Source organism: Nocardioides sp., from assembly GCF_030149505.1.
Classification (GTDB): domain Bacteria; phylum Actinomycetota; class Actinomycetes; order Propionibacteriales; family Nocardioidaceae; genus Nocardioides.
On the sequence record NZ_JASBRN010000072.1, the window covers coordinates 158,812 to 178,273 of the forward strand.

18 protein-coding genes are annotated in these 19,462 nt (G+C 73.3%); 11 read left to right on the plus strand and 7 right to left on the minus strand.

Annotation, left to right across the window (positions count from 1 at the left end):
* Positions 1-151: 151 nt before the first annotated feature.
* Positions 152-1,258: a TerC family protein gene (locus tag Q1V71_RS16430; protein WP_300645168.1), complete on the plus strand. Its 1,107-nt coding sequence runs from the start codon at positions 152-154 to the stop codon at positions 1,256-1,258.
* A gap of 41 nt (positions 1,259-1,299) precedes the next feature.
* Here the strand turns inward: Q1V71_RS16430 and Q1V71_RS16435 are convergent, their stop codons facing one another.
* Positions 1,300-2,706 (minus strand): threonine/serine exporter family protein, encoded by a 1,407-nt coding sequence (locus Q1V71_RS16435; protein WP_300645170.1) that lies wholly within the window; start codon positions 2,704-2,706, stop codon positions 1,300-1,302.
* 59 nt (positions 2,707-2,765) lie between these two features.
* Here Q1V71_RS16435 and Q1V71_RS16440 point away from each other — a divergent pair, with 59 nt between their 5' ends.
* Positions 2,766-3,941 (plus strand): glutamate--cysteine ligase, encoded by a 1,176-nt coding sequence (locus tag Q1V71_RS16440; RefSeq protein ID WP_300645172.1) that lies wholly within the window; start codon positions 2,766-2,768, stop codon positions 3,939-3,941.
* 21 nt (positions 3,942-3,962) lie between these two features.
* Here Q1V71_RS16440 and Q1V71_RS16445 read toward each other — a convergent pair whose 3' ends face one another.
* Complete coding sequence (locus Q1V71_RS16445; protein ID WP_300645173.1) at positions 3,963-4,337, minus strand: hypothetical protein; 375 nt, start codon at positions 4,335-4,337, stop codon at positions 3,963-3,965.
* Positions 4,338-4,626: 289 nt separating this feature from the next.
* Here Q1V71_RS16445 and Q1V71_RS16450 point away from each other — a divergent pair, with 289 nt between their 5' ends.
* A complete protein-coding gene (locus tag Q1V71_RS16450; protein WP_300645174.1) occupies positions 4,627-6,030 on the plus strand; it encodes a wax ester/triacylglycerol synthase family O-acyltransferase in 1,404 nt (467 codons plus the stop codon).
* Positions 6,031-6,048: 18 nt separating this feature from the next.
* Here the strand turns inward: Q1V71_RS16450 and Q1V71_RS16455 are convergent, their stop codons facing one another.
* Positions 6,049-7,212: a site-specific DNA-methyltransferase gene (locus Q1V71_RS16455; protein WP_300645175.1), complete on the minus strand. Its 1,164-nt coding sequence runs from the start codon at positions 7,210-7,212 to the stop codon at positions 6,049-6,051.
* 135 nt (positions 7,213-7,347) lie between these two features.
* On the opposite strand from Q1V71_RS16455, the gene Q1V71_RS16460 reads away from it, so the two are divergent.
* Both Q1V71_RS16460 and Q1V71_RS16465 read left to right on the plus strand, forming a co-directional pair.
* Positions 7,348-8,931: an alpha/beta fold hydrolase gene (locus tag Q1V71_RS16460; protein ID WP_300645176.1), complete on the plus strand. Its 1,584-nt coding sequence runs from the start codon at positions 7,348-7,350 to the stop codon at positions 8,929-8,931.
* 75 nt (positions 8,932-9,006) lie between these two features.
* On the plus strand, positions 9,007-10,272 hold the full coding sequence (locus tag Q1V71_RS16465) for a phosphodiester glycosidase family protein (protein WP_300645177.1): 1,266 nt from the start codon (positions 9,007-9,009) through the stop codon (positions 10,270-10,272).
* 34 nt (positions 10,273-10,306) lie between these two features.
* Here the strand turns inward: Q1V71_RS16465 and Q1V71_RS16470 are convergent, their stop codons facing one another.
* Together Q1V71_RS16470 and Q1V71_RS16475 are read right to left on the minus strand one after the other, a co-directional pair.
* A complete protein-coding gene (locus Q1V71_RS16470) occupies positions 10,307-10,906 on the minus strand; it encodes a mismatch-specific DNA-glycosylase (RefSeq protein WP_300645178.1) in 600 nt (199 codons plus the stop codon).
* A gap of 49 nt (positions 10,907-10,955) precedes the next feature.
* Positions 10,956-12,206 carry a glucose-1-phosphate adenylyltransferase gene (locus Q1V71_RS16475; protein ID WP_300645179.1) on the minus strand — a complete coding sequence of 417 codons (1,251 nt, stop codon included), beginning with the start codon at positions 12,204-12,206 and terminating at the stop codon, positions 10,956-10,958.
* Between the two features lie 46 nt (positions 12,207-12,252).
* Between Q1V71_RS16475 and glgA the strand changes: the two genes are divergently transcribed.
* From glgA to Q1V71_RS16490, 3 genes are all read left to right on the plus strand, one after another.
* On the plus strand, positions 12,253-13,461 hold the full coding sequence (glgA, locus tag Q1V71_RS16480; RefSeq protein ID WP_300645180.1) for a glycogen synthase: 1,209 nt from the start codon (positions 12,253-12,255) through the stop codon (positions 13,459-13,461).
* 83 nt (positions 13,462-13,544) lie between these two features.
* Positions 13,545-14,015, plus strand: coding sequence for a hypothetical protein (locus Q1V71_RS16485; RefSeq protein WP_300645182.1), 471 nt, complete (start codon positions 13,545-13,547; stop codon positions 14,013-14,015).
* Between the two features lie 117 nt (positions 14,016-14,132).
* Positions 14,133-14,825 (plus strand): hypothetical protein, encoded by a 693-nt coding sequence (locus Q1V71_RS16490; protein ID WP_300645183.1) that lies wholly within the window; start codon positions 14,133-14,135, stop codon positions 14,823-14,825.
* Positions 14,826-14,895: 70 nt separating this feature from the next.
* Here Q1V71_RS16490 and Q1V71_RS16495 read toward each other — a convergent pair whose 3' ends face one another.
* Positions 14,896-15,417, minus strand: a complete 522-nt coding sequence (locus Q1V71_RS16495) for a DUF4234 domain-containing protein (RefSeq protein ID WP_300645184.1) — start codon at positions 15,415-15,417, stop codon at positions 14,896-14,898.
* Between the two features lie 301 nt (positions 15,418-15,718).
* Here Q1V71_RS16495 and Q1V71_RS16500 point away from each other — a divergent pair, with 301 nt between their 5' ends.
* Both Q1V71_RS16500 and Q1V71_RS16505 read left to right on the plus strand, forming a co-directional pair.
* Positions 15,719-17,191 carry a DUF1800 domain-containing protein gene (locus Q1V71_RS16500; RefSeq protein ID WP_300645185.1) on the plus strand — a complete coding sequence of 491 codons (1,473 nt, stop codon included), beginning with the start codon at positions 15,719-15,721 and terminating at the stop codon, positions 17,189-17,191.
* Positions 17,188-18,465, plus strand: coding sequence for a DUF1501 domain-containing protein (locus Q1V71_RS16505; protein WP_300645187.1), 1,278 nt, complete (start codon positions 17,188-17,190; stop codon positions 18,463-18,465). The genes Q1V71_RS16500 and Q1V71_RS16505 overlap by 4 nt, the downstream gene beginning before the upstream one ends.
* Positions 18,466-18,555: 90 nt before the next feature.
* Here Q1V71_RS16505 and Q1V71_RS16510 read toward each other — a convergent pair whose 3' ends face one another.
* On the minus strand, positions 18,556-18,774 hold the full coding sequence (locus Q1V71_RS16510; protein WP_300645188.1) for a hypothetical protein: 219 nt from the start codon (positions 18,772-18,774) through the stop codon (positions 18,556-18,558).
* Positions 18,775-18,790: 16 nt separating this feature from the next.
* Between Q1V71_RS16510 and Q1V71_RS16515 the strand changes: the two genes are divergently transcribed.
* Positions 18,791-19,444: a hypothetical protein gene (locus tag Q1V71_RS16515; protein ID WP_300645190.1), complete on the plus strand. Its 654-nt coding sequence runs from the start codon at positions 18,791-18,793 to the stop codon at positions 19,442-19,444.
* The last annotated feature ends 18 nt before the right edge of the window (positions 19,445-19,462 follow it).

A 19,462-nucleotide genomic window follows, 5' to 3' on the forward strand; every position in this document is an offset into this window, starting at 1 on the left:
TTAGGCATCATGGGGGACGTCCGGGCCAGCCCGGGCCGAGGGGGAGTACCCACCACCGACGTCCCGTCACTACGAGCCGACCGGCTCCGGGGCCCGGGGACCGCGAGGTCCGGGGAGACCTTCGTTTCACCGAGATGAAACGAGGTCCCCGATGGATGTCCCCTTCTGGGCGTGGTTCGCCGTGCTGGGCGTGATCGTCGCCATGCTCGCGCTCGACCTGTTCATGCACCGCGACGCGCACGCGATCAGCGTGCGCGAGGCCGCGACCTGGTCAGCGGTCTGGGTCGCCTTCGGCGTCGCGTTCGGCGGCGTCATCTGGTGGCAGTACGGCGCGGAGTACGGACAGCAGTACTACGCCGGCTACCTGATCGAGAAGTCCCTGGCCGTCGACAACGTCTTCGTCTGGGCGATCATCTTCAGCTTCTTCGCCGTCCCCCGGGAGTACCAGCACCGGGTGCTCTTCTACGGCGTCGTCGGCGCCCTGGTCTTCCGAGGCATCTTCATCGCCGGCGGTGCCGCGCTGATCGAGAACTTCGCCTGGATCCTCTACCTCTTCGCGGCGTTCCTGCTGGTGACCGGCTACAAGATGCTGCGCCAACGCGACAGCCACATCGACCCGTCGAGGTCGAAGGTGCTCTCGCTGTTCCGCAGGAGCATCCCGATGGTCGAGGAGTACCGCGGCCAGCGCTTCTTCGTGCGCCACAACGGGCTGCTCGTGGCCACCCCGCTGCTCGCGGTGCTGGTGCTGGTCGAGGTCACCGACGTGATCTTCGCGGTCGACTCGATCCCCGCGATCTTCGCGGTCACCGACGAGGTCTTCCTGGTCTTCACCGCCAACGCCTTCGCGATCCTGGGCCTGCGGGCGATGTACTTCCTGCTCGCCGACCTGGTCCACCGCTTCGTCTACCTCAAGGTCGGCCTGGCCCTGGTCCTGATGTGGGTCGGCGTGAAGATGCTGCTCAAGATCGACGTCTACTACGTCCCGACGACGATCTCGTTGGCGGTCATCTCCACGATCATCGGCGTCTCGATCGCCGCCAGCCTGCGGGCCACGCGCGGGCAGGAGCGTCACGCCGTCGAGGTCGGCGGGGCCATCCCGTTCCGGGTGCGCGACGAGGACGGTGGCGTGCTGGCCGGCCACGAGCACGAGTACGGCGAGGACACCCCCGCCCGGATCGTCGGCGGCACCGCCCGCCAGCGGGCCCGTCGTGGGTTGGCGACCGAGGAGCCGGAGGAGCAGCTCTCCGGCCGCGGCTGAGCAGGTTCCTCCCCGCTCACGCGAGCAGTCGCAGCGACGCCCTAGCCGCCCTGCCGGGCGCGGCTGCGACGGCGCCGCCTCCCCGTCGGGTCCTCGGACCCGGCGGGGAGCGGTGCGTTCCGACGGCGTCGCCACAGGTCGCGACGCTCGGAGTGGTCGACCGGACCGACGAGGCGGGGGCCGGTGAGGCGGGACTCGAGCCGAGCCGCCTCACGCTTGAGCGGCTGGGCGACGTACTCCCCCAGGATCACCCCGGAGGACAGCGCGATCGCCACCGAGATGGCCGCGGACATCGCCAGCAGGCCCTCGGGAACGCTGGAGCCGCCCTCGCCCAGCAGCGTGAGGCCGCGGTAGATCGACAGGCCGGGGAGCATCGGCACGATCGCCGAGACGACCACGACCAAGGGCGGCACCCGCATCCGGCCGGCGATCGCGAAGCTGACCAGGCCGACGAAGAACGCCGCGATCGCGATGCCCCAGGCACGAGCCAGCCCGGCCTCCTGGAGGATCCCGCTGATGGTGATCGCCGTCCCCGCGACCAGCGCGATCGGGCCGAGGATCCGCTTGGGGGCGTAGCAGGAGAAGGCGAAGGCCGCCGCCGCGATGGCCGAGCCGAGCGCCAGCACACCGACGCTCTGGAGGGTGTACTGACCCGGCTGGAGGCGCGGGATCTCCAGCCCGAGCACGCGACCGATCGAGAGCCCGCCCGAGACGCCCGCGATGATGCCGGCCGTCGCCAGGAACGCCTCGGTGAGGCGGGCTGTGGCGGTGACGTAGAAGCCGGTGAGGGCGTCCTGCAGGGCGCCCATGAAGCCGATGCCGGCGAGCAGCATGATGATGTTGGCGGTCACGACCTGGGACACGTCGACGCTGACCGGGGTCGCGCCGACGCCGAGCGCGATCAGCGTCGCGACCCCGCCGCCCACCACCTGCTGGTAGAAGGCGGGCATCCGGCGTCGGGCCATCCGCAGCTGCAGCCGGTCGATCGTGATCGCCGCGAGCGCCGCCAGGCCGACCACGACCGCGTCTCCCCCGAGCTGCAGGCCCACGCCCGAGCACATGACGCCCCAGCCCAGGGTCACCGCCCACCGGTGCCGCGGGTGGCCGGTGGAGGTGATCCGGCCCAGCTCCGTGCGCGCCCCGCGCAGGTCCAGCTCGCCGCGGAGCACGTCGCGCACGAGGTGGTCGACACGGGTGAGGTCCTCGTAGTCGATGGCGCGCTGCTTGACCTGGCGCGTGCTCACGATCGGCAGGTCGTCGGGGGTGTCCTGGTAGGTCATCGACAGCGACGTGAACGTGATGTCGGTCTGCGCGCCCCGCAGGCCGAGCGCGAAGGACAACGACTGCATCGTCGCCGTCACGTCGGCGGCGCCGGCTCCGCTGGAGAGCAGCAGCTCACCGACGCGCAGGCACAGGTCCAGGCCCAGGTTCACCTCGCGCGCGTCCACCGGCTGATCGTGTCAGGGTCCGCCGCGACGCCCCAAGCCGTCACCCGGAGCCACGGCACGTGAGCCTGGACACGCGGTGGTGGGTCGCGGTGTGGAACGCTGGGCGGGTGCGGATCGACTTCCGGGGCTCCCCCGAGCCCACCCTGGGCGTCGAGTGGGAGCTCGGCCTCGTCGACCGCCGCTCGCGCGACCTGCGCAACGACGCCGACGAGCTCTTCGCGGCCGCCGCGGGCCGGCTGCCCGACCCGGCCAAGCTGCACAAGGAGCTGCTGCGCAACACCGTCGAGGCCGTCACCGGGGTCTGCGGCACGGTCGCGGAGGCGATGGGTGACCTGCGCGCCACGGTCGAGGCCGTCGTCCCGGTCGCCGACGGGCTCGACCTGGACCTCTACGGCGCCGGCACCCACCCCTTCGCCTCCTGGACCACCCAGCAGCTGACCGAGGGCCACCGGTACGCCGAGCTGATCAACCGCACCCAGTGGTGGGGGCGGCAGATGCTCATCTGGGGCGTCCACGTGCACGTCGGCCTCCCCGAGCGCGACCGGGTCATGCCGGTGCTCTCGGCGCTGCTCACCTACTACCCCCACCTCCAGGCGCTGTCGGCCTCCTCGCCGATCTGGGCGGGCACCGACACCGGCTACGCGTCCAACCGGGCGCTCATGTTCCAGCAGCTGCCCACGGCCGGGCTGCCCTTCCAGTTCCAGACCTGGGCGGAGTTCGAGTCCTTCGCCCAGGACCAGCTGACGACCGGCGTCATCGACGAGCTGAGCGAGATCCGCTGGGACGTCCGCCCCGCACCCCACCTCGGCACCCTGGAGAACCGGGTCTGCGACGGGGTCTCCACCCTCACCGAGCTCGCGGCCCTCACCGCGCTGTGCCACTGCCTGGTCGTCGACCTCGACGAGCGGGTCGCGCGCGGGGATCGGCTCGCCGTCCTGCCCCCCTGGCACGTGCAGGAGAACAAGTGGCGCGCGGCGCGCTACGGCCTCGACGCCATCGTCATCCTCGACGCCGACTCCAGCGAGCGCCTGGTCACCGACGACCTGGTGGACCTGGTCGCGCGACTGGCCCCGGTCGCCGAGCGCCTGGGCTGCGCCGAGGAGCTCCAGGGGGTCCTGGGACTCGTCGAGCGCGGGGCCTCCTACCAGCGCCAGCGGGCGGTGGCCGAGCGCACGGGGGGCGACCTGGTCGCCGTGGTCGACTCCGTCGTGCAGGAGCTGCGCGACTCGTTGTGAGCCGGGGCGGCGGCCGGCGGCTCAGCTGCGGCGGGCGTGCTTGATCGCGCGCTTGGTGTCGACCAGGTCGCGGTACCACGTCTTGACCTCGACGCGGCAGCGGATGCGGCCGACCTTGGCGGTGTACTCCTGGCACTCCGCCATCGCCTCGGAGTCGGTCGGCGGGAAGGCGGAGGAGCCGTCGTAGTACTCGATGCCGAAGCCCTCGGCTGCGTTGCCGGTGACCTTCACGATGGTGTCGGGTGCCGGGGCCTTCGCGTCGGGCGCGGCGCCCCCGGAGGCAGCCGTCACCAGCAGCGCCGCGAGGGCGGCCGAGACGGCGAGGCTGGCGCGGGCCAGCAGCGACCGCCGGCGGGCGGACTGGCGGGGCTGGGCGGGCTGGGTCGTGGTGGTCATGCGGGTCTCCCGAGGGTCCGGCGCCGGCGGGTCCGGCGCGCTGCAGGGGACACGCTGGCAGCGCGCGGGGCGTCCGCGGCCCGGCGTACGACGGGCTGGGGAGGAGGCCGGGCAGGTCCGTCCTGTGGACGACTGACGGGCCCACCGTCACCTGCGGGAGGCTCGGGCGTTCTCACCCGTAGGTGGGTGCTTGTGACAGGCGTCACGCCGGAGGAGGATCGCCACCCGGCCCCCGCGGGCAGCACCCCCTCACCGCGCTCCACCGGCTCCACCCATCGAAAGGCACCTCGTGGTCTCCGTCATCGACCCCACCTCCGCCGCGTTCCTCCTCTCCGAGAACCGATCGATGCCGATGCACGTGGGTGGGCTGCAGCTGTTCGAGAAGCCCGAGGGCGCGGGCCCGGACTACATCCGGGAGATGTTCGAGTCGATGCGCGGCACCGAGGAGATCTCCCCGCTCTTCCTCAAGCACCCGCACCGCTCCGCCAAGACGGCCGCCCAGCTCGTGTGGCGCCCCGACCAGCAGTTCGACATCGAGCACCACGTGCGGCACAGCGCGCTGCCGCAGCCCGGGCGCTACCGCGAGCTGTTCGAGCTCTGCTCCCGCCTGCACTCGACCCGCCTGGCGTGGGAGCGGCCGCTGTGGGAGGCGCACGTGATCGAGGGCCTGGCCGACGGCAAGGTCGCGATGTACACCAAGATCCACCACGCCCTCGTCGACGGCGTCTCGGCGATGCGGCTCATGCAGAGCGTGCTGTCGACCGACCCCGACGAGCGCGACATGGGCGCTCCCTGGGCGAAGCAGTCGCGGCCGCGCCGCAAGCCCGCCGAGGACGGCGGCGGCAGCCTCCCCGAGGTCCCGGCGGCGGCCCTGCGCACCGCGCTCGGCATCGCCTCCGAGGCCGCCGGCATGCCCGGCGCCCTGGTGCGCACCCTGTCCAAGGGCGTGCGCAACCAGACCTCCGCGGTCTCCTTCCACACCCCGCGCACGATCTTCAACCAGTCCATCACCGGCGCCCGGCGCTTCGCCGCCGACGACTGGCCGATCGAGCGGCTCAAGGCGATCGCCAAGGCCTCGGGCACCACGCTCAACGACGTCGTGCTCGCCATGTGCGCCGGCGCGATGCGCACCTACCTCCTCGAGCTCGACGCGCTGCCCGAGGACCCGATGGTCGCGATGGTGCCGGTGGGCCTCAACGCCAAGCAGTCGCAGGTGGCCTCCGGCGACGGCGGCAACGCGGTCGGCTCGATCATGGTCCAGCTCGCCACGCACGTCGCGGACCCGGCGCAGCGCCTGGACCGGATCCACCTGTCGATGCGCGACGGCAAGGAGGCGCTGTCGTCGATGACCCAGACGCAGATCCTCGCGATGAGCGCGCTCGGCCAGGCGCCGATGATCCTCGCGCCGCTGCTGCGGATGGAAGGCATCGTGCGCCCGCCGTACAACCTGATCATCAGCAACGTGCCCGGCCCGCGCACGACCCATTACTGGAACGGCGCCCGGCTCACCGGCACCTACCCGCTGTCGATCCCGATCAACGGCATGGCGCTCAACATCACCTGCACCTCCTACGACGGCCAGCTGGGCTTCGGGCTCACCGGCTGCCGGCGCACGGTGCCGCACCTGCAGCGCCTCCTCGGCTTCCTCGACGACGAGGTCGCGAACCTCGAGGAGGCGGTCGGGGTCGCCTGACCGCCCCGTCCGACCGGGTCAGCCGACCCGCTCGTCCAGCCCACCGCCGTACGCCGTCGCGACGGCCCGGAGCCGGGCGCGGGTGACGTCGGCGACCGTGACCAGGCCCGCGGCCGCCGCGGGCGAGCCGGGCGGCACCGGCTCGGGGAGGTTGATCGAGGTGCACGTGCGACGGCCGCCGTCCTCGCTGTTGAGCAGGGCGAGGGCGTGCCCGGTGGTGCCGCTGCCGGCGTACGGGTCGAGCACGCGCGCGTCGTCGGGGAAGGTGCCGAGCACCCGGCGCAGCAGCCCCGTGGGCTTGGGCGAGGCGAAGACCGGGCCGACGAGCGCCTTGAGCTCGGCCACCGCGGTGTCGGTGGAGCCGACCTCCTCGGCCAGCCAGACGGTCCGCAGCTTCTTGCGTCGGCCCTCGTGCAGCCAGTCGCGCTGGTAGACGTCGACCCGCTCACCGCGCCGGCCCTGGACGACGCGGCAGACCAGGTCGTCGGGGCGCTCCTCGACCCGCGGGGGGCTCCAGCGCCACACGGCGGGCGAGCCGTCGCCGAAGACCGGCACGATCTCGAGCGCCGGGCCCTGCTCGCCGTCGAAGGCGGTGGTGCGGACGCGGCCGGTCGCGGGGTCGCCCCACAGCGGGTAGTGCAGGGTCCGCGCGGTCGTGGGGTTGAACTTCTTGTTGGTGTTGCGCAGCGGCAGCAACCGGTAGCGCCGGCCGCTCGCCTCGTCGAGGTGCGGGAAGTCCGCCGGGTCGACCGTCTCGCTCGTGGAGGCGTCCAGCGCGCACGAGGCGCGCGCGACGGCGTACACCAGCAGGTACTCGTGGCTGGTCGCGAACCCCGGCCCCAGCTGGCGGCCCTTGGGGTTGAGCTCGACCACCACCTGCGCGAGGAACTGCTCCTCGCCCATCACCTCGTCCAGCAGCAGCCGGGTGCGGGCCACCTCGTGGTCGTCGATGCTGACGAAGACCGCTCCCGTCGGCTCCAGCACCGCTCGCACGGCCTCCAGCCGCGGCCGCAGGTGCTCCACCCACGTCGCGTGCGAGGTCGCGCGGTCGGAGAAGGTCAGCGCACTGCCGGTGTTGTACGGCGGGTCGAGGTAGGCCAAGTCGAAGCGAGCGCCCTCCGCGGCCAGCCGCCCGAGCACCGCGAGGTTGTCCCCCTCGAGGAGGGTGTTCCACGCGCCCACCCCGCGACCGTACGCCGTCGCCGTCCCCCCTCGTGCGAGGCCGACCACGTCGCGGGCTCGTGACCTGTGACGGGCGTCTCTCGTTGTCCCGGGCAACCACGTCGTCCCGACGTCCCCAGCACTAGGAGCACCACCGTGCGTCGCAGCACCCGAGCCGTCCTCGCCGCAGGCCTGGGCACCGTCCTGGCCGCCACCTCCCTGGGGCTGGTGCCCGCCGCGCCAGCCGCCTCCGGCACCGCGGCACCGGCCGCCGCGGCCGCGACAGCCGGCCGCGCGGTCGAGCAGACCGACGGCTGCCTGCAGAGCGTGCCGGAGCCGGGCACGAGCGAACCGGTCGACATCTGCTACTCGGTCTTCAAGCCGGCCGGCGCCAGCAAGCGACGTCCGGTGCCGCTGGTCTTCCAGTCGCACGGGTGGGGTGGCTCGCGGTGGACGACACCGGAGCAGGCGCAGCGCTTCACCGACGCCGGCTACGGCGTGCTCTCCTTCGACCAGCGTGGCTTCGGGGAGTCCGGTGGCAAGGCGCACGTGGAGAACCCCGACTTCGAGGGCAAGGACGTCCGCGCGCTGGTCGAGCTGGTCAGCGAGCTCCCCTGGGTGCTCCAGGACGGTCCCGGCGATCCCCGCATCGGCGCGATCGGCGGCTCGTACGGCGGCGGCTACCAGTTCCTCATGGCCTTCGAGGAGATCCGGGCGACCGGGCGTCAGGTCGTCGACGCGCTGGTCCCCGAGATCACCTGGCACGACCTCAACGAGAGCCTGGCCCCGAGCGACACGGTCCGCACCGAGTGGGCGCTGCTGCTCTCGGCCGCCTCGCTGCCCAGCCAGGCGCTGCCGGAGAACGTCTACAAGGCACTCGTCGAGGGCGCCGCCCTCGGCACCTGGCCCGACGGCTCGGTCCCGGGCACCGAGGACATGGTGGCGTTCATGGAGAAGAACGGGCCGAAGTGGCAGGTCGCGCAGGGCGCGAGGATCGACGTGCCCGTGCTCTTCGGGCAGGGCACCACCGATACCCTCTTCCCGCTCGAGCAGGCGATCCGCAACTGGGACGTCGCGCTGACGAAGCGGGCGCGCAAGCGCAGCATCTTCACCGCCTACAACGGTGGCCACGTGCTCCCGGCGGTCCTGCCCTCGGGCATCGCCGTCGACGGCGACCCGTGCGCCCGGAAGCTCGCCGACGGCGACTTCACCGACCTGACCCTGCGCTTCCTCGACCGGGCGCTGCGCGGCGGCCCGAAGACGCTGACGGGCTACGGCCGCTTCCACCTCGCCACCCCCAGCGACACCTGCGTGACGACCCGCTCGGTGCGCCCGCGCACCGAGGTCCCGATCGGCCCCGTGGCCACCACCGCGACCGCCGGTGTGCCGGTCGCCACCGAGATCGCGGCCGGTCCGCTGACCATCGCGGGCAGCAGCCACCTCACCGCCCTGGCCACCACGCTGGGCGTCGACAGCCGGGCTTTCTACGGGCTCGCGGTCGGCACCTCGCCCGCCGACGCGGCCCTGGTGCAGAACAACGTGCTGCCCTTCCGCGCCGAGCTGCCGCTGGTCGGGGAGGAGGTCCGCATCGACCTGCCCGCCGTGGGCGTCGAGGTCCCCGAGGGGCAGTCGCTCTTCCTGCTGGCCAGCCCGCTCAGCGACACCTTCGTCGGCATGGGCAGCCGTACGTCGGCGGCGGTCCTGCTCGAGGACGTGGTCGTCCACCTGCCGATGCGCTGAGGTCGGCCCGACCGGCCCGGGGAGCGCGACACGCGGCTCGGCGTGTCACACCCGTCACTCACGTAACATGCCCGGGTGTCCTCGGTCACCCTGCGCGCTGCCGTCGCCGCCCTCGCGGTGAGCGGCCTGGTGGCGACCGGCCTGCCGGCCGCCACCAGCGCGGGCTCCCAGGGTGAGGACCGCTCCCGGGAGCGGTCGGCGGGGGCGCAGTGGCAGACGCGGGTCGCCGCCTTCGGGGACAGCGGGCACACCCGGCACAGCTCGGACCGCCGACGCGGCCCGATCGCGCCGTACGTCTCCCCGAAGGACCAGACGCCGCTGCTGCGCACCACGCCGGTGCAGCAGCCGATGGGTCCGGGCGTCACCTACACCCGCTGGGGCCAGACCGACGCGCGCGGGCCGATCCAGGCGCACCTGCTGGCGGTCGACCTCGACACCCCGGGCGTGCGGCTGGACGTGGTCAACCCCGGCCGGGTCGCCGCGGTCGAGGACGTGCTGACGATGGCGCGTCGCAACGGCGTGCTGGCCGCCGTCAACGGCGACTTCTACGACATCGGCCGCACCGGCGCACCGCTCGGCGTGAGCGCCTCCCCGCGCAGCGGGCTGATGAACGCCCGCGAGACGGGGTGGAACCAGGGCTTCTACCTGACCCGGAAGGGCCGCCCGCAGTTCGGCGAGGTCACCTTTACCGGACGCATCCGCGAGCGCCCGGGCGCGCGGGTCACCAACGTCAACAGCCACTTCGTGCTGCCCGGCGGCATCGGCGTCTACACGCCGCGGTGGGGCCGCTCCCCCGGCTACGCCGTGACCCAGGGTCAGCAGCGCGACATCCGGATGGTCGAGATCCGCGACGGCCGGGTCGTGGCCAACCGCGGCAAGCTCCGCCCGGGTCGCGAGATCCGCGGGATCGTGCTGGTCGGGCGCGGACCGGGTGCGGTGGAGCTGCGCAAGCTGGGGCGCGGGCCGGCGCACGTCTCCTGGTGGCTGCGCGGCCGCCCGCAGCTGGTGATCACTGGCTCCAAGCTGCTCATCGACGACGGCCAGGTGATGGTCGTCGACGACGCCGAGATGCACCCCCGCACCGCGGTCGGCATCGACCGCGACACCAACGAGGTGCTGATGCTGGCCGTCGACGGCCGCTCCGAGGAGAGCCGCGGCTACACGATGGTCGAGCTCGCCCGGATGATGCAGGACCTCGGCGCCGACGAGGCGCTCAACCTCGACGGCGGCGGCTCCACCACGATGGTCGGTCGCCGCTCCGGCACGCTGCGGGTCCTCAACGACCCCTCGGACTCCGTGCTGCGCAACGTCGCCAACGCCCTCGTCGTCCGCCGCGACTGAGCCGCTGCCCCGCGGGGCTCGGCCGGCCCGGGCCTCAGGGCTGCAGCGGCAACAGCCCGGCCGCCCGCCCCACCTCGGCGTACGCCTCGGCCAGCGTGGCGACGGTCTCGTGCGCGTTGAGCCCGCTGGGGTTCGGCACGACCCACAGCTCGGCGGGCCCGATCGGCTCCGGCTGCCGCCCGGGCACGGCCTTGGGCAGCGCGAAGGCCTGGCGGTACGCCGTGACGCCGGCGACCGCGACGACGCGAGGTCGCACGCGCTCGACCAGCCGCACCAGCTCGGCTCCTCCCTCGCGCAGCTCGGGGGCGGTCAGCTCCGAGGCACGCACCGTGGCGCGACGCACCAGGTTGGTGATGCCGATGCCGCGGGCCCGGAACCGGTCCCGGTCCTCCTCGCTCATCCCGGCGGCGGCGTCGACCGGCTCGGTGATGACCCCCGCACGCAGCAGCGCGGGGTAGAAGCGGTTGCCGGGGTGGGCGAAGTGGGTCTGCGTGGCGGCGGTCCACAGACCGGGGTTGATGCCGACGAAGAGCAGCCGGGTCGGCGGGTCGGCCGGCCCGGGGAGCAGGTCGGGGACCTCCGCGTCGCGGAAGGACTCCAGCTCGGCGCGCGAGAAGCGTGGTCGCTCGGTCATCAGCAGCTCGGGCGGGGCGAGGCCACGAGGGTCACGCGGGTCACGCGGGTCACGCGGGGAAGGGCTGGTCCTTGCCGAGGACGGTGAGGCCCTCGGTGACCAGGAACCCGCGCTCGCGGTCGGCCTCGGGGTCGACGCCGATGCTCGCGCCCGGGGGAACGACGACGTTCTTGTCGAGGATGGTGTTGCGCACGACCGCGCCCTCACCGACCACGACGCCGTGCAGCAGCACCGAGCCGGTGACCTCGGCGCCGTCCTCGACCCGCACGTCGGGCGAGAGCACCGAGCGGCTGACCTTGCCGCCGCTGACCACGACGCCCGGGGAGAGCACGGCCTCGTCGGTGGTGGCCGGGGAGCCGCCGGCGCCCTGCACCAGCTTCACCGGGGGCTGCGGGCCGTAGGAGGTGTAGACGGGCCACTCGGTGTTGTAGAGGTTGAAGACCGGCATCGGGGAGACGACGTCCATGTGGGCCTCGTAGTACGAGCGCAGGGTCCCGACGTCGCGCCAGTACCCCTGGTCGCGCGCCGTCGCGCCGGGCACCACGTTGTCCTTGTAGTCGTAGACGCCCGCCTGCGAGCGACGTACGAAGGCCGGGACGATGTCGCCGCCCATGTCGTGCTTGGAGCCGGTGGTGCTGGAGTCGCGCGTGACGGCCTCGACCAGGGCGTCGGCGTCGAAGACGTAGTTGCCCATCGAGGCCAGCACCTCGCCGGGGCTGTCGGGCAGGCCCACGGGGTCGGTGGGCTTCTCGAGGAACTCGCGGATGCGCGAGGGCTCCTCGGCGTGCACGTCGATGACGCCGAACTGGTCGGCCAGCGCGATCGGCTGGCGGATCGCGGCGACGGTGCAGGCCGCGCCGGACTCCACGTGCTGGGCGACCATCTGGGAGAAGTCCATCCGGTACACGTGGTCGGCGCCGACCACGACCACGATGTCCGGCTGCTCGTCGCGGATGTGGTTGAGCGACGGGTAGATCGCGGCGCCGGAGCCGAGGTACCAGTGCTTGCCGACGCGCTGCTGGGCCGGCACCGGGGCGACGTAGTTGCCGAGCATCGTCGACATCCGCCAGGTCTGCGTGACGTGACGGTCCAGGCTGTGCGACTTGTACTGCGTGAGCACGACGACCTTGAGGTAGCCGGAGTTCACGACGTTGGACAGCGCGAAGTCGATCAGCCGGTAGATCCCGGCGAACGGCACCGCCGGCTTGGCGCGGTCGGCGGTCAGCGGCATCAGCCGCTTGCCCTCCCCGCCCGCCAGGACGATGGCGAGGACTTTCTTGCGGCCGGCGCTGGCGCTCATGCCGCCACCGTATCCGGGTCCGTCGGGGGCGAGTAGGTTCGCTGCCGTGCGAGTCGACGTGCTGACCAAGGAGTACCCGCCGGAGATCTACGGCGGCGCGGGGGTGCACGTGGCCGAGCTCGTGCGGGCGCTGCGCGAGCGCGACGACGTCGAGGCGCGCGTGCACGCGTTCGGCGCGCAGCGCTCGGAGGAGCTGACGTCGTCGTACGCCGAGCCGGAGTCGCTCGCCGGGGCCAACGCCGCGCTGCGGACGATGGGGGTCGACCTCGCGATGGCCGACGCGTGCGCGGGGACCGACGTGGTGCACAGCCACACCTGGTACGCCAACCACGCCGGCCACCTCGCCGCGCTGCTGCACGACGTCCCCCACGTGGTGACCGCGCACTCGCTGGAGCCGCTGCGGCCCTGGAAGGCCGAGCAGCTCGGCGGGGGCTACCGGCTCTCCTCGTGGGTCGAGCGGACGGCGTACGAGTCCGCGGCCGCCGTCGTCGCGGTGTCGGCCGCGATGCGCGAGGACGTGCTGCGCTCCTACCCCGCGATCGACCCGGCCCGCGTCCACACCGTGCACAACGGCATCGACACCACGCTGTGGTCGCCGCGGCCCGACCCCGACGCGTGCCGCCGGCTCGGTGTGGACCCGGACCGGCCGTCGGTCGTCTTCGTCGGCCGGATCACCCGGCAGAAGGGGCTGCCGCTCTTCCTGCGCTCCTGCGCCGAGCTGCCGCCGGAGGTGCAGGTCGTGCTGTGCGCCGGGGCGCCGGACACCCCCGAGATCCTGGCCGAGGTCGAGGCGCTCGTCGCCTCCCTGCGGGCCGGTCGCGGGTCGGGCTCCGGCCCTGACGGGGGCGTCGTGTGGATCCCCGAGATGCTGCCGCGCGCCGACGTGGTTGCGCTGCTCTCCGGCGCCACCGCCTTCGCCTGCCCCTCGATCTACGAGCCGCTCGGCATCGTCAACCTCGAGGCGATGGCCTGCGAGACCGCGGTCGTCGCCACCGCCACCGGCGGCATCCCGGAGGTGGTCGTCGACGGCACCACCGGCGTGCTCGTGCCCATCGAGCAGGCCACCGACGGCACCGGCACCCCGCTGGACCCCGAGCGGTACGTCGCCGACTTCGCCGCCGCCCTCCTCGAGGTCGTCTCCTCGCCGGAGCGAGCTGCGGACATGGGCCGCGCCGGCCGTGCCCGGGCGGTCGAGTCCTTCGGCTGGCCGGCGATCGCCGAGCGGACGGTCGAGGTGTACCGCTCGGTGCTGTGAGGAGCTCGGCGTCGGAAGGTTCATCGGCCGCGCCTGTGGATGACGCCCGACGCCGTACGCCGGATCCGTGCAGGCTGCGGGGCATGGACTTCTCGGACCTCATCGACCCCGACCCGAACGACCCCGACCCACTCGACCCCTCGGACCTCGTGGTGGTCGACGACCAGGTGCAGCTGCTGCGCACCTGGCGGCACCTGCTCGAGCGCGAGCGCCTCACCGGGCACAGCCTGTGGCTGCTGCTCATCGACGAGCACGACCACCCGATGCCCGGGCTGGTGGAGCTCGAGGGCTGCCCGGAGGAGCCGGATCCACGCGAGCTGGACTCCCTGGTCCACATGCTGCGCCACCTGCTGGACGACCTTGCCCCCGACGGCCGGGTCGCGGTGGCCCGGTCGCGTCCCGGGTCGCACCCGGTCGACGCGACCGACCGCCGCTGGGCGGCCGAGATCCACGCCGCGTGCCGCCGCGGAGGCATCAACAGCGACCTGGTGCACCTCGCCCTGCCGGAGCGGATAGTCCCGCTCCCCCTCGACGATCTGCCCGCCACGGGCTGAGCGCCGAGGGGCCGCCAGCAGCAAACCACCCGGCCCGGGCACCCGGCCAGGCACTCCCGGGCCGGGTCACCTCCACGACAGGCAGCAAACAAGAACACGTTCTACTACGCTGGGGCCGTGACGACCTGGTTGCCCACGAGCACCCCGAAGGCGATGTTCCTGGTGTGGGGCGAGGACCTCCCCGCGAGGCTGACCGACGCCGCGCTCCGCGAGGAGCTGCGGTCGGCGGGCGCGCTGCGGCTGCAGGTCAACCTCGACGACGAGCACGTCGCGCCGGCGCTGCGGTTCGGCACCGGCGACCCGATCGGGGCGGTGGTGAGCGTCTGGGGCCCGGACCCCGAGGCCGCCGCCCGGGTGCTGGCCGCGCGCGCCACGACGGCCGGCTGGCTGGTCGAGGAGCGCCGGCGAGTCGACCCGGCGGAGACCTACGACGGGTCGCGGGCCGACGCCCTGGCCAACACCGCGGTGCTGCGGCGGCCGGCCGAGCTCGACGAGGAGACCTGGCTGCACCGGTGGCTGGTCGAGCACACGCCGATCGCGATCCGGACGCAGGCGACCACGGCGTACCTCCAGCACCGCTGCCTGGCCCCGCTACCGGGCTCCCACCCGGACCCGCCGCACGTGGACGCCCTGGTCGAGGAGCTCTTCCCGACCGCGGGGATGCACGACGTGCACGCGTTCTACGGCAGCGGCGGCGACGACGCCGAGCTGTCGCGGCGGATGACCGAGTTGATGGCCAGCGTCAGCCGGATCGGCGCCGACCGCGACCTGGACCTGGTGCCGGGCAGCCGGCACCTGTGGGACCTCTGAGCCGACCTGCGGCGAGCAGCACAGCGGCCCGCCACCTCCGCGAGGTGACGGGCCGCCGCGACGGGCCGGCTCAGCCCTGGGCGCCGAGCGACTTCCAGTAGTCGTTGAGCGCGCCGTTGGTCTTCACGAACCAGATGATCGGGCCGACCAGGATGAAGATGCCGGGGAAGTACCACAGGCCCGTGGCGCCGCTGACCGGCTCCTTCTGGCCGCGACGCTTGTAGAGCCCGCCGACCTCGGCCGAGGTGAGGTAGGGCATGACGATGCCGATGAAGAGCGCCAGCACCAGAGCGACGACGCCGCCGATGCCCTGGCCCGAGTGGCGCTTCATCTCCTCGTGCACCTTGTACCAGTAGTAGATGCCGTAGATGCCGAAGGTGACGATGTAGAGCAGGATCGCGGTGCCGGTGCTGCGCACCTCACCGATCGGGCCAGCGCCCATCTGACCGGGCATGACCGGCGGGGCGGCGGCGTACGCCGGGGCGGGCGGCTGCGCGGCCGTCTCGTCCCAGCCCGGAGCCGACGGAGGGGGCGGCGTCGAGCCGGTCGGCTCCGAGGGCGGCGGGGGCGGCGGCGAATACTGGTCGGACACGGGTCCTCCGGGTGGTGGTGCGTCGGGTGGTCGGGTGGCGACCCCGACCCCGCGTCCCTCGCGGGACCCGGACGGGTGAGGCGCACCGCGACGCTAGTGGTCAGGGCGCCGTGGACACCAGGCACCACGCGGGCCAGGGAGCGAGCAGTCCAGATAGTCCTTTCGGGTCAATCTCGGTGACCCAAGGGGTAGGAGGGGCCGGATCACGCGACAGCACCGGCCGCAACCGCGACAGTGGAGTCGCTCCCCGGCGCATCCCTGGCCGGGACGCTCTCGGACCCCCGCCGTGAGGAACGCCCCCGTGCCCGCTCCACGCAAGAAGTACCGCCCTGCTCGGTACGCCGCCACCCCGGTGCTCAGCGCCGCCGACCGCCACGTGGTCAGCCGCTTCAGCTACGGCACGACCCCCGGGCTGGTGGCGGAGGTGCGCGCCGCTGGCGGGGGCCTCGCCTGGTTCGACCGGCAGCTGGCGACGGCGTACGACGACCCGGCGGCGGACGCCGCCCTGGGCGACTGGTGGCCCGACCTGCACCTGGACGCAGCCACCGTGTGGCGGCGCCAGGTCGAGGACGTGCGCGGGTCGTGGGAGGTGATGTGGGACTACGGCCGCCGGCTGCTGGTGCGGCGCATGACCTCGCCGCGCCAGGTGCTCGAGGTGATGACGGAGTTCTTCGAGTCCCACCTGCACGTGGCCGCGATCGGCGACGCCCACGCGACCTGGCGCTCCTCCTACGGCGACGTCATCCGCCGCCACGCCCTGGGCCGCTTCGACGAGATGCTGCTCGAGGCGGTCACGCACCCGGCGATGCTGATGTACCTCGACCAGGCGACGTCGACCAAGCGCGCCCCCAACGAGAACCTCGGCCGCGAGCTGCTCGAACTGCACACGGTCGGTGTCGGCGCCTACACCGAGGACGACGTCAAGGCCTCCGCGCGCATCCTGACCGGCTACCGCGTCGACGTGTACCGCTCCTGGCAGGCCTCCTACCGGCCCGAGGACCACTGGACCGGGCCCGTGCGCGTGGGGGACTTCGCCGACCCCAACGCCGACCCCGACGGTCGCGACCTCGTACGCCGCTACCTGACCCACCTCGCGCGACGGCCCGAGACCGCGCGGCGCCTGGCGCGCCGGCTCGCGGTCAAGTTCGTGCGCGACGACCCGCCCGCGGCGCTGGTCGAGCGGCTCGCGCAGGTCTACCTGGCCAGCGGCACCTCGATCGCCCCGGTGCTGCGCGAGCTCGTGCGCTCGCCCGAGTTCAAGGGCTCGCGCGGTGCGAAGCTGCGCGACCCGTCCGAGGACCTCGTCGCCACCTACCGCGCCCTCGGCGCCGAGGTGGCGCGCCCCCGGGGTGACGAGGACGCGGCCAATGCCGTGCTGTGGCAGTCCTCCACGATCGGCCTGGCCCCGATGGAGTGGCCGCGCCCCGACGGCCAGCCGATGGACAGCCGGGCGTGGGCCACCCCGGCCCGGGCGCTGGCCTCGATGGAGGTCCACTGGTCGCTGGCCGGGGGCTGGTGGCCCTCGAAGGGCGTGACCTACCGCCAGCCCCTCGACTGGGTCCCCGAGCTGCCGATCACCTTCGCCGAGCTGGTCGACCACCTCTCGCGCCGCCTCCACGGCCGCCCCTCGAGCTCAGGCGTGCTCAAGGCCATGTGCACCGCCCTGACCCTGCCGCCCACCGAGGTGATCACCGCCGACCACGCCCTGGTGAAGTGGCGCTTCAACCGGCTGCTCGGTGCCTTCCTCGACCACCCCCTCCACTACGAACGGTGAGCGCGGTGACCTCGACCTCCCACTCCCCCGCCCCTGCCGGCGCCTGCGGCTGCCCCGAGTTCCTGGGCGCCGACGTCAGCCGACGCGGCTTCCTGCGTGGTCTCGGCGTCGCCGGGGCCTCCTTCACCGTCGGCTCCGCCGTGGTCTCGATGGGCCGCAGCGCCGCAGCCGCCGGCACCACCGGCAACGTCGTCGTGGTGCTGTCCCTGCGCGGCGCCGCCGACGGGCTCTCGCTCGTGGTCCCGCACGGCGACCCGGTGTACTACCAGGCACGGCCGCGGATCGCCGTCGCTGCCGACCAGCTGCTCGTCCGCGACGACTTCTTCGGGCTCAACCCCGCGCTGGAGGCCCTGGTGCCGCTGTGGACCGCGGGCAAGGTCGCCGCCGTGCACGCCACCGGCATGGCGGTGCCCAACCGCTCGCACTTCGCGGCCATGGAACTCGTCGAGGACGCCGCCCCCGGTTCGACCCAGCGGATCGGCTGGCTCAACCGGCTCCTCGGGGAGCTCCCCGGCTCCACCCCGCTGCAGGGCCTGGCCGTCGGCGACACCCCCGGAGCGTTCTACGGCCCCGAGCCGATCATGAGCTTCCGCCGGCTGGACAAGGTCGGCATCGCGGGCGACGACAAATGGGACCCCACCGGCGAGCGGGTGCGCTCGCTCGGCACCATGTGGGGATCCTCCCGCAGCCCCCTCGCACCGGCCCTGCGCGCCGCGATGGCCGCGGTCGAGGACATCGCGCCGGCACAGGCCCAGGCCGACCGCACCTCGTCGTACCCCGGCACGGACCTGGGCAAGGCGCTGTCCTCGGTCTCGCGCACCATCCGCGGCGACGTCGGCGTCTCCCTCGTGACCGTCGACCAGGGCGACTGGGACATGCACACCGACATCGGCACGCTCTCGTGGGGCCGGATGCGCACCAACGCCTCGCAGCTGGCCGAGGCGATCGCCGCGTTCTTCACCGACCTCGGCCCCCACGCCGACCGGGTCACGCTGGTGACGGTCTCGGAGTTCGGTCGCCGGGTCGTCGAGAACGACAACTACGGCACCGACCACGGCTGGGGGAACGTGATGTTCCTCGTCGGCGGCGGGGTCAGGGCCGGCTACCACGGCAGCTGGCCGGGTCTGGTCAAGGCGCACGACGCCGACCTGGCCGTCACCACCGACTACCGCTCGGTCCTCGCCGAGGTGGTCAGGGCCCGCACGAGCGCCTCTACGGCCGCGGTGTTCCCGGGGTTCAGCCCGACCCGGGTCGGGGCGATGGTGGGGCAGTAGGGCGCGACGCGGGGTAGTCCGAACTTCTTCTCACCCTCAGCTCGAGCTGAGGGTGACATCTCGTTCGGAGTATCCCGCCGCAGGGGCCGCTCAGCTCTCGGAATCCTCGGCCGCGGCCAGCCGCTCGCGGAGCCGGTCGCGGACCTCGTCGGGCGACATCTGGGTACGCCGGCGGTGGTCGCGCGCGACGACGACCCCGGTCGCGGCGACCCCGGCGAGACCGGCGACGCCGAGGACCTTCCAGAGGCGCCCGCGACCCGCGCCGCCGAGCCGCCCCCCGCCGTCCCGTCCTCCACCCAGCAGACCCATGGCCCAGACTCCTCCCATGCGACCCGACAGCCGGATCGACCTCGACCGGGCCGTGGACCTGACCCGCACCGGCGACCTGTGGCTCTTCCGCGGCCGCTCGACCGCCGACCACGCTATCCGGGTCCTCACCAACGCCCCGGTCAACCACGTCGGCATGGCGGTGGTCCTCGACGACCTGCCGCCGCTGATGTGGCACGCCGAGCTCGGCAAGGGCCTGGTCGACGTGTGGACCGGGCAGCACCAGCGCGGCGTGCAGCTCCACGACCTGCGCGCGGCGGTGGTGCAGTGGCACGACCGCTACGACCAGCAGGCCTGGCTCCGGCAGCTCGACCCCGGTCCGGACGGCATCACCTCGGTGATGGAGGACGCGGTGCTCCGCACGATCGCCCGCCTCGACGGCACGCCGTTCCCCAGCACCGCCAAGCTGGTCGGGCGCTGGGCCCGCGGCCGCGTGCGCCGCCAGGCCCCCGCGGAGCTGACCTACTGCGCGGAGGTCGTCGCGGCGACGTACGTCGCGATGGGCCTGCTGCCGGACCACCTGCCCACGAACTACTACGACCCCGGGATGTTCTGGTCCGGGGACGACCTGCCGCTCGCGCCCGGGGTGGGCCTGGGCGCGGAGGTGGCGGTGGAGGTGGGCGCTCGGCGGGGTAGTCCGAATCACTTCTGATGCTCGGCTTGAGCTGAG